Genomic DNA, 1,340 nt, shown 5'->3' on the forward strand with positions numbered 1-1,340 from the left:
CCAGGGCTGATTCAAAGTCGTGGTGATCTTGCCGGGGTGCTGGTCAGCTGATGCCCAGGAGCTTGAGCGGTCGGGTGAATGGTTCGTAGGACGCCTCGCGGAGTCCAGCGGCGATGCTGCGGTGTCCTGCGTCCCGGAGTGCGTTGATCGCGAGGTTGCGGAGGGTGGCCAGGTTGGCCGGTCCGTGGCCGGTGCGGATCTTCGAGGCGTCCTCGGCGAAGGTGGTGTCGCGGACGTGGTGGAGCCGGTTCTCGATGGTCCACTGTGACCGGGCCAGCCGGGAAATCCGTTGCGGGGAGGCTTCGGCGGAGGTCAGGTCCGTGATCGCGTAGACGGTCTCGCGGGTGCACCTGCCGCTCGCGGTTTCCACGCGGTAGCGCAGGATCCGGGCGGCCTGGACGGCGTGGGGGAAGTCCAGACCCAGGCCGGTGACGGTCAGCACCCGGGTGGCTCTCGTCTCCCGGCGGCCGTGTCCGGCTTCGCGGTCGTAGCGGCGGGCGGTCACCTCTTTCCAGGGCAGCGAGCGCAAGGCGGCTAACAGGTCGGGCTGGTTGGCCTTGACCAGGAAGAGGAAGTGCGCCTGCTTCCGCTCGACGAGGAAGCGGGCGTGAGCGGTCTGGGTGTGCAGGGCGTCGGCGGTCACCACGACATTGCGCAGGTCGAACGGTGCAAGCAGGGCGGCGAAGCAGGTGATCTCGTTCGTCTTGCCCGGTACGGGCAGCTGGCTGACGGTGCGGCCTTCACCGGTCATCACGGCCAGGAGATGCACGGCCGGGACGGCGCCGTGACGCGAGCCGCGGGCGCACTTTCCGTCCACCGCGACGGTGTCGGCCCCGGCCGGGTCCTGGCCGGTCAGGTCCGCCAGTCCGCCCGGGCATACCGCGATCACGATCCGGCGGATGGTGGACAGTGACGGCGCGACACGCACGCGAAGTGCCCCGGCGGTGCGAGCGCCGAGCCGGGCCAGGGTGTCCTGCGGTGCCGCCCTGGACCACTGGCCGATCGCCGCCCACGAGCGGGCCCCCGCCGTCACCGCGCAAGCGGCGACCAGCATTACCGCCACGAACGGGTGACGCACCCCGCGCCGCCGGCGTGGATCGGGCAGCACCGACAGCCGGTCCACGAGCGACGGCAGCGCGCGGTGCTGACGCGACGGCGACTTGATCAAGCAGACGGTGGCAGACTGACGGCACATCGAAGCTCCGGCTGAGAACGGCGACTTGGCAAGGTCACCCGTCTTCAACCGGGGCTTCGTTGCATCCGTCGCGGCCCCCGAACCGATCGTCACACCCCTGTGACCAGGCACACCACAAGATCACCACGACTTTGAATCAGCCCTG

At 69.9% G+C, this 1,340-nt stretch carries 1 protein-coding gene; it reads right to left on the minus strand.

The features are described 5' to 3' along the window. Window positions 1-43: 43 nt before the first annotated feature. A complete protein-coding gene (locus ACZ4VL_RS40745; RefSeq protein ID WP_468211085.1) occupies window positions 44-1,195 on the minus strand; it encodes an ISAs1 family transposase in 1,152 nt (383 codons plus the stop codon). Window positions 1,196-1,340 lie beyond the last annotated feature (145 nt).

It is taken from the genome of Streptomyces sp. NPDC029014 (assembly GCF_055564695.1).